This is a genomic window from Marinifilum sp. D737, from assembly GCF_026672275.1.
In the GTDB taxonomy this organism is placed as follows: Bacteria; Bacteroidota; Bacteroidia; order Bacteroidales; family Marinifilaceae; genus Marinifilum.
Genome location: NZ_JANQCD010000045.1, coordinates 22,074 through 31,915 on the forward strand (window position 1 = coordinate 22,074; position 9,842 = coordinate 31,915).

Below are 9,842 nucleotides of genomic sequence, written 5' to 3' on the forward strand. Positions count from 1 at the left end.
AAGCTTTCATTTTTATATTGATTTTGGTTTTACATATCTGCAAAGAAATCATTCCCTTTATCGTCAACAATAATAAATGCCGGGAAGTTTTCTACACGAATCTTACGAACCGCTTCCATTCCCAATTCAGGGAAATCGATCACTTCGATTGATTTAATGCTGTTCTTAGCCAATACAGCAGCTGGTCCACCAATTGATCCCAAATAGAAACCACCATTTGCTTTACAAGCATCGGTTACTGATTGGTAACGGTTACCTTTTGCCACCATAACCATTGAACCACCAACTTTTTGGAACACGTCAACATATGGGTCCATACGACCTGCTGTAGTAGGTCCGAAACTACCTGAAGCCATTCCTTCCGGGGTTTTAGCTGGCCCTGCATAATATACCGGGTGATTCTTGAAGTATTCAGGCATCTCTTTGCCTTCATCCAAGATTTCCTGAATTTTCATATGTGCCATATCTCTGGCTACAATCATAGTTCCTGAAAGATTCAAACGAGTTTTGATTGGATACTTGGTCAACTCCTTCAAGATGTCTTCCATTGGCTGATCCAAATCGATATCAACAGCTTCCTTCATTGCAGGAGCTTCTTCTGGCAAATATTTTACCGGATCTTTCTCCAATTGCTCCAGGAAGATACCATCCTCGTTGATTTTAGCTTTGATATTTCTATCTGCACTACAGCTTACACCAATACCAACCGGACAAGAAGCAGCGTGACGAGGCAAACGAATTACCTTCACATCGTGAACGAAATATTTACCACCAAACTGAGCTCCAATTTCACTTTCACGACAGATTTGCTCTACTTTCTTTTCCCACTCTAAATCGCGGAAAGCCTGACCACCTTCATTACCTTCTGTTGGCAAATGATCGAAATAACCAGTAGATGCTTTTTTAACTGTAGCAAGGTTTGCTTCAGCAGAAGTACCACCAATTACCAAAGCCAAGTGGTATGGAGGACATGCAGAAGTACCCAGATCTTTAATTTTTTCCTTGATAAACTTGGTCAAGTTCTCTTCGTTCAAAAGAGCCTTGGTTTGCTGGTACAAGAAAGTTTTGTTTCCTGATCCACCTCCTTTGGTTAGGAACAAGAATTCATATTCGCTTCCTTGATTTGCATAGATATCAATCTGTGCTGGCAAGTTATTTCCTGTGTTCTTTTCTTCGAACATGCTGAAAGGAACAACTTGAGAATATCTTAAGTTTCTTTCCTGGTAAGTTTCATAAACACCTCTTGAAAGATGCTCAGCATCATTTGCACCAGTGTAAACATCCTCACCTTTTTTTGCTACCACAATTGCAGTACCAGTATCCTGACAAGTTGGCAACTGACCATCAGCAGCAACTACCTGGTTCATCAACATGGTATGAGCAACGAATTTATCGTTATCTGAAGCTTCTTCATCTTTTAAGATGTTTTGCAATTTTGCAAGGTGAGCAGGACGCAAATAAAAAGAAACATCTGAGAATGCAGCTTTCGACAACATCTCTAATCCCTTAGGATCAACCTTAAGAATTTTTCTTCCATCAACATCAATTGTTGATACATAATCCTTCGTCAACAAACGATATTCTGTAGTATCCTTTGTTATCGGAAATGGTTTCTGATATTTAAATTCGGACATGATATGATAATTTAAATTTTGTGTGTTATTTCTATTTAATGAAGTATACAGACAAAGATAAAACAAAATGATTTCCTCAATCTATTAAAAAGGCTATTCTAAAACATTGCCCTTAAACATACAATTAAGTCTGTTTCATCTTTGCAGCTTATCCTACCAGACTGATAATTTAGAACCAAGCCTCTTGTTTGTAAAGCCATTAGCTTTTGGCTTTACAAATTAATCGTTTTGTAGGGATTCAATGATATTCTGCCTGCGAATTACCTTTAAAGGGATATAAATCCATGCCAAGCCACTAATGGCAATGGCCAATATAAGCAATAACACATACAGGTATGGCATCTGGAAGGCATTCGTAAACAAGGAAGGCAGCACACCAATTAATGCTGATAAAATTCCTCCAAGCAAACCAAGCACCAACAAAAACAGGTTTTCACTAAACAAGAGTTTAAAGATATTGCTCTCGGTATAACCAATAGCTCTTAGCACAGCCAATTCCTTTTTGCGTTCCCAAACATTTCGCAACAAAACAATGCCTAAACCAATTGTTCCTATAATTACACCCAAACCTCCCAGTATCATAAACATACTTAAATAGGTATTCTCAACAGAATAGAAGGCAGCCATTCTTTCCGAGCTTTTACTTCCTCTTACACCGAAGTCCTGAAGGTTATCTTCAAAATTGGTCATAAACAAAGAATCCTTTTTTGGACATTCTGCCAGAATAATTTTAGAACCACTAACCGATGGGAAGTTCTTTTGGAACAAGCTATCTGATATCAATATATTGCCTTGAAAAATAGAATTAGCCAAACCTCCTACAAGTAATAGCTTCACATCCATTCCATATTCGTTCTGGTAAACCAAAGTATCTCCTACTGCTTTTTTCAAGCCCCACAATATCACAGTCTGATCTGCAACGGCAGGTATCACATCTTCGCCAAAGTTTTGATTTAATGCACTCCAAGGATTCTTTTTATCAACCTCAGGAAGTAATTTTGCAAAGCTAAAGGACTTTCTATCTTCAAAATCCGCAGTATTAAATCCCAATATTCTTGGTTTACTTACCTGATTCAAATTCAAGCAACTCGCATCATCTCCTTCCAATGCTCTAAACTGCACAAAGCTTACTGATTCATCCAAATCTCCTTCCCAGAATCCAACTTTTTCCTGGCCCTCGCTTGTATTTAAATCATTTAAGATTGGAAGCGTAGCCTCAATCCAATATTCATATCCACCTGTTCCCGATTGATTGGAATTTTCAGAATCCTGAAATGTTTTGCGATTCGCTCCGGTGATTAATACTGAAAATGTTCCCAATGCCAACAAAACAACAATTGCCAGACTACGTTTTACATTTCTTGCTGCATTCTTAACCGATAAGCCCTTTATACTTGGAGTTTGATTGCTGAATTTTGAACTGATCTCATTCAAATAATAATGCACAAATGCAGAAAAAGCTAGCAAAAACAAAGCTCCTGCTGATAACAACAACTCAGCATTCTGTTCTAAAGAAGATGAGAATGCATATGCTATAATGGCAATACTCACAAGAAGGGAGAACAATGCGATCCAAACAGAATAAGTCGATTTCTTGCCTGCGATATTCTCTTGGTGTACATCTTTAATCAGCTCAACAACCGATTGCTTCACCTTTTTTCGGGTTACAAATACAATGCATATGAGAGCAATGATCACTCCCGAAGCAAAGCCAATGATCAATGTATTCATATCCAAATGAACACCCAGCATATTGGTTCGCACCACATCTTGCCAAACGGAATTCAATGCGGATAAGATAAGCTTGTTGTAAATGATACCCAACAATACACCTAAAATACCACCAAGGATTACTGTAATGATAGATTCGTAAATTCGAATGGCAATGATTTTCGATTTGTTAAAACCTAAGCCAAGAAGAATCCCTGTTTCTTCATTCCTGTTATCCAGATTCAAAGAATAGATTAAAACAGTAAGCAGAATTGCTGCAGCGATGATAAAGAAGCTTAAACTTAAGAATAGACCTCCAAAATCTACCATATTACTGGCTGCCCTTTTTCCTTTATTTCTAACATCTTCAAATCCAACATTCAATACATCTGGTGTAAGCAGCTCCTGAACTTTCGATCTGATATCATCTTTTGAATCAAATCTTACAGCTGTATAAGTCCCGTATTTGTTACTCCATAATTTAATGGCAGTATTCGATGAAATATAAGCCTTGGGAGTTCCCTTGTACTTCTTCCAGTAATCTTCATCCTTGGGTCTGATTTTTGAAAAATCTACCGGAACACCTGCCTCCCATTCACTACATGAGCCAGCATCGGTTAAACCAGGAAATGATGGCATCATGGATTGATCCCAATGCGAATCGGTAATAGGTAGAATTTCCTTAATGGTAAATGCTCTTGATTCTTCCACCAATTGTCTTAAAGCTCCAATTGTGTAGTATTTAATTTGAAGCGTATCGCCAAGTTTCGCGTTTAAATCTTCTGCCAACCAGGAGTTGATAATAATTTCATTTTCTTTAATTTGATATGTATCAACTGAAGTGATAAAAGAATATGGCGTTTCCTTCTCATTTACACCTAAGCTATTCACAAAATAACTTAGCACATACTCTTTTTCACCCGAAATTTCATGGAGCAAATCAGTTATTGGAGTATCAATAAATACACGATCAGATATCAATTCTATTTGCGAGCTTCCTTTTACATCCTGAATTTTCAAGCTGGCATCTTCCAATTTCCAATTGGCAGTTAAGCTTTCCTGCAATTGTTGTAAATCCAGCTCTTTTGAACCTTTGGAAGCAAGTAAAATCAAATTGGCCACCGATTTCAACTCCAACTCTTTCGCTAAGAATTCTCTTGACAGAAACACATTGTATGGTGCAACTTGATTGCTTTTCAAGCTAAATCTACCCAATTGTGAATCATTACAAATGGCCTTTACCTTTAGTCTTAAAGCGATATTCTGATCTTCATCGGAAACAAAAGGGGCATTGGCTGGAATTACACTGGCCTTCTTCAAGCGCAACAAAAAAGTATCACCTTGCTTTACATTCATTCTGTCAGCAAGATTTGCACTCAAACAGGCTTCATCTGCTTTTAAATTGTAAAGCTGCGTATCCGATAAATTGTCGAAAGAAGCATCAACACCATAAACCTGAATGCTATTGATTCTCGTGTTGCTCTCTGGCTGAACGGCTATGCCATCAGTCTGTATAAGAGGAACCACATATGCATCCAGATCATTCGCAATTTCATTTGCCAATTCGGCACGTACAAAACGATCGCCTGTTGTCATGGAATATTCTACTTTTCCCAAACGCAGGTTCACCAATTCATGCAGGCTGTTTCTTACAGAATCGCCTACAATTAGGGCTCCGGTTAATACGGCTGTACTTACAATTGTTCCAAGCAAAACAGCCAAATGCTGCTTGCGATAATACCACAAACTTTTAAGGATGTATTTCGTTTTGTTCATTACTGAAGATACCAATAGAGATTAAGGCCTGAATGTACTTAAAAACCTACTATATAACTAATCTATACCCTAAGAAATAACAGTCCTTTTTTAGAACTTATACTTCGGCAGGTTGGTGTAGGACATTACATCTTTAAAAATGGCAGAGGACTAAAATGCAATCAATTTAATTCTCTTTACGTCTTCGAATCTTAGTCTTGAAATATTATTAAAAACCCAATGCATCCAATATTTTTTCGTTCAACTTGCGATTCTCCCCCTGGTATGGATAGCAATGAATATGAATTGCCGGATTGAAATTCATTTCAATAATGGCATAATTGTCTTTTGTTGCAGGTTTTGTGATGTCTTCAATCATCATATCCAAACCTGTAATTCTAACTCCCAAAGCCTTTGCTGATTTTGCCGCAATTTCCTTATAGGAAGGATGAATATCATCCGTAAAATCGATGCTATCACCTCCTGTGCTGATATTGGAATTCTCTCTCAGGTATACCATTTCATCTTTTGCAGGAACGCTATCAAAATCCAAGTTTTGATCCTGTAAAAACATTGCTTCTGCTTCCTCCAGTCTGATTTTTTCCAAAGGTGTTCGGTATCCTCTGCCACGCAATGAATCCTTATTCTTCTCCTCAACCAATTGTTTTATTGAACTGCTCCCATCGCCTCTAACATTGGCTGGTACGCGATGAAGAATACCTGTAACTTGTTCGTTAATTACAAAGAATCGGTATTCCTTTCCGGAAACGAATTCCTCTATCAAAATGCTATTGTCATGCTCGAAAGCGATCTCAACAGCACGTTTGTATACCTCTTCGCTATTATTTTCTTTCAAGATTGTAATTCCCAGGCCAAAATTGGTTGATTTGGGTTTGATCACAATTCCTTTTCCTTCAAACAAATCAAAATCCGATTGTGCTTCTCTCACCTCACGATAATCCAAGCCTCCAGGAACACGAATATCGGAATTTTCCAGAATCTTCTTTGTAACCAACTTGTTTTCCATCATCAAAACACTTGAATAATTGTCCAATGATGTTCGTGTGGCCTGCATTACATATTCGGTTTTATCCCCTCTGTGCAGGCTGATAAAATTCTCGCTTCTATCCAAAATTTTAAATTCCACACCACGGCGCAATGCAGCTTTCATTAACAGCTGAGAAGACAATTCCAGGTCTTCAAATCCGTGAAAACGGAAACCACTCATTTCACTTTCGGTTTTGTATTTTTTTGCAAGCTTTAAATGGAAATTAATAAAGCCTTCCTCTTCTATTTGCTGCTTTACCTTTAGCGAAGAACGGGTGTCTGGATTAAGGATTAATCCTTCGGTTTCCTCCAGAGCCATTCGATAACATTCATTATCAGTAATTCCTGATGTTTTTGCAAAATCTTTGACCTCAAACAGGATATTTTGAAGCATTTCCTCAATCTTCAGCATATTTCCATCGAAATCTTTCAACAAAAGATCAGGATTCATACCACTGCAGGCCACCCAATCGTGATTTTTTGCAGCTATTTTTTGCTCTGCTTCGCTGTATGTATTCTCTTCCTCTTTGAACAAACAATACAGCATAAACAGATGAATAAAATACAACCTGTTTTTTGATACACCCGACTTTTCGAAAGGATCCAAATCAAGAATTCGAACTTCAAGATGCGAGATACTCTCGCCATCGTTCGCAAATTTCAAACGGATTGGCAGGTACAATTCCTCATCTAAAAGTAGTTTACCAGAACCAACTAGCTTCTTCATCGATTCTTTAAACAACAGCAGACTGTTGAAATCAACGAAATACTCCTCTGCATTTCTATAGCCCGCTGAGCTGGTACGAATTGATACCGCTTTTCTACAGCCCATTCTCATTTTTTCGCCGGTACGCAAGGACTTCATCTTTAATGATGGGTCAGCTTCCGGGCTTTCGCCAAACAACCAAACCAGAAGCCAACGGTAACGCATAAAGTTGCGAACCATTTTCAAATACACGGCCTCACGAAAATTAGTTTGATCTCCTTGCCAATTAATGGCTTTACAAAGCTTTCGCTCCAGTCGATCTGATAAAGAAAAATTGAAATGAATTCCAGTCAACATCTGTCTTTCTTTTCCATACCTAATAGCCAGTTCTTCTCTGTATTTTTCCTTATGCACTCCTTCTTCTCCAAACTTTGCAATCGGAATTTCTTCCTCATCAGGCAATAATGGAGGCAAACTTTGCGGCCATAACAATTCCTCTCCTAAATTCTCCGAAATCACATCGTTTAATGTTTCCAGGAAACCATGTACCTCGGCAATACTCTTCAATGGTGGGGTAATCATTTCCACCTGACTCTCCGAAAAATCAGTAGTAATAAATGGATGACGAAACTTATCGCCTAAAATCCCGGGATGTGGCGTATTGGCCATTTTCCCCATCTCATCAACACGAACGTTCTCTTTTTCGATTCCAAATAAACCATCCGTAATACTTGCTTTAATACCTAGGCAAGTCAATGTTTTTGTAATATTATTGATTAAATGATTCATACCATTAAATTTTTCCAAAAGTATCTTTTTTCATATATGCCCTAAGCAGCAAATACATTACAATTCCCTTCAATATACTACTTCCTGTAATACTCCACCATACACCATTTAAGCTTAAGAATGTATAGAAACCCAGAAAGTATGCTCCCGGCAAACGTAAAGTTGTAAAAACAACGCTTACGGCTGCCGATATATTTGTTTTTCCCAAACCATTAAACACCCCGGCATTAATCATCTCCAGGCACATAAACAGCTGAGAAACTGCTAAAATCATTAAATATTCCTTACCCATTAATATACTTTCCTGTTCCGGAACAAATATGGAAAACAGGGTTTCAGGCAGCAACAGAAAAATAACTGTAGTTACCGATCCCACAGCAAAGGACATTCTCCAACCTGCCCTGTAAATATTGGGAACTTTGGTCAGATTTTTAGCACCATAGCTCTGTCCTACCATAATGGTAACTGCCTGCATAAAGCCTCCTACAATCATAAAGGTAATGGATTCTATCTGCACTCCAATCTTTTGCACGGCAATGGCATTAGGTCCCCATTCAGCAATAATCCTTGCCAAAAAGATATAGATAATGGAAAATGATATTCTCTGAATGGCAGCTGGTGTTCCAACAGCAAATATGGTTTTAAACTTGTCAAGGTTGGGCAATAGTCCTTTGAAATTAATATTTGCCGTTTTCTTGTATATCACAAAGAAATATACCAGGCTTAAGCTGCGACCTATAATGGTTGCATATGCTGCCCCATCAACACCAAGCGACAAAGCAAAAATCAATATGGGATCGAGTACGATATTGGCTACAGTTCCAATTAAACTGGCTTTAAAAGAAATTTTGGTTTCCGAATGAGCATTAAACATGCTAATAAATAAGAGATTGGCATAGCTTAATATCACACCAAATGTACTGATCATCAAATAGGAAGTGGCCATTTCGTTCACCTCCGGATCCTGCATCTGAAAGAAATTGATAAATTTATCGGGAAATGCCCAGAAAATGGTTGAAAATATGGCAGCAATAATTCCAATTCCCCAAAGTGCCGAGGTAGCAAACCTACCAGCTCCCTCCTCATCCTTGGCTCCTACCGAATGTGAAATCTTAATATTGGCTCCGACCGTAACTATGGAAGCCATTGCCCACCCAAGGTGCAGAAAGAAACCTGCCGATCCTACAGCAGCAACTGCATTACTTCCCAATGATCCTACCCATATCATATCGGTAAGATTATAAGCTGTATGCAATAAATAAGATCCAATAATTGGAATGGCCAATTTAAACAGATCTTTTCCTACTGCTGAATATTGTTGTTCTCGCTGAAAAAAGCGAGTAAAATGTCTGATCATAAAAAAAACTCGAAGTACAAGTACAAATGTACAATGTATTTCGAGTTCTATTTCTTAATCTATTGTTAATTTCTATGATTACCCCCTAAATCCAAAAAAGAAGTAATCAATATTTTATTCTCGTCGCAACAATAAAACCTCAATAATTAAGGACATTAAGTGCGACGATTTGTGCTATAAACAATTAAGCCAGGGTAGCAGTCGCTTCACTCCTTTACCCTGGGCTATTCATATTTTTGCCCTTCAGGCAAACTCCTTTGTTTTCAAATTATCTGTTGATAAGCTAAAATACTCATATCACTATATTTCTCAGCAAGATAAAAATAATATCAAATCAACACCGATAACTGATAACTGATAACTGATCATTGTAATTATTCTTTCCAGAATCCTCTCTGATTTCCCAATCGAAATTTACCTGGTCCGATAAGTGCTACAGCCAGTGCGGCAAATATATAAAGTGCGTTTAACTCTACAACCAAGCCACCATACTCGGTAAATTTAAATATTTCGTGAGCATGAGCCGCCACAGTAGCTACCAATATGGTAAATGAAATCAATAGTCCGGAAACCCTGGTGTACAAACCCAATATCATTAAAATTGGAGCAACAATTTCGCCAATATATACTCCATAGGACAAAAACTGTGGCATACCAGCCTGTCCCAACAAATATTTTACGCCACCAATTCCGTTCATTAATTTGTGAACTCCATGCGGCAACATTAAACCTGCAACACTTACTCTAAGTAACGTGAGTTCGATGTAAAATTCGATCACAGTTTGATCTGGTTTTGAGTAGAAATTTTCACAAATTCGTGAAGGAATATCGGGATATTTCAAAC

5 protein-coding genes are annotated in these 9,842 nt (G+C 37.9%); all 5 read right to left on the minus strand.

All coding sequences use genetic code 11. The features are described from left to right. Positions 1 to 29: 29 nt before the first annotated feature. Positions 30 to 1,634 (minus strand): fumarate hydratase, encoded by a 1,605-nt coding sequence (locus tag NQ163_RS18535; protein WP_268191823.1) that lies wholly within the window; start codon positions 1,632 to 1,634, stop codon positions 30 to 32. 219 nt (positions 1,635 to 1,853) lie between these two features. Further along, entirely contained in the window at positions 1,854 to 5,120 is a 3,267-nt protein-coding gene (locus NQ163_RS18540) for an ABC transporter permease (RefSeq protein WP_268191824.1), read from the minus strand. Positions 5,121 to 5,328: 208 nt separating this feature from the next. Then, positions 5,329 to 7,641, minus strand: coding sequence for a bifunctional glutamate--cysteine ligase GshA/glutathione synthetase GshB (gene gshAB, locus NQ163_RS18545; RefSeq protein ID WP_268191825.1), 2,313 nt, complete (start codon positions 7,639 to 7,641; stop codon positions 5,329 to 5,331). A 4-nt stretch (positions 7,642 to 7,645) separates the two neighbouring features. Next, positions 7,646 to 8,998, minus strand: a complete 1,353-nt coding sequence (locus tag NQ163_RS18550; protein WP_268191826.1) for an MATE family efflux transporter — start codon at positions 8,996 to 8,998, stop codon at positions 7,646 to 7,648. A gap of 374 nt (positions 8,999 to 9,372) precedes the next feature. Beyond that, positions 9,373 to 9,842 (minus strand): DoxX family protein (locus NQ163_RS18555; protein WP_268191827.1); only part of this gene is annotated, 470 nt, incomplete at its 5' end.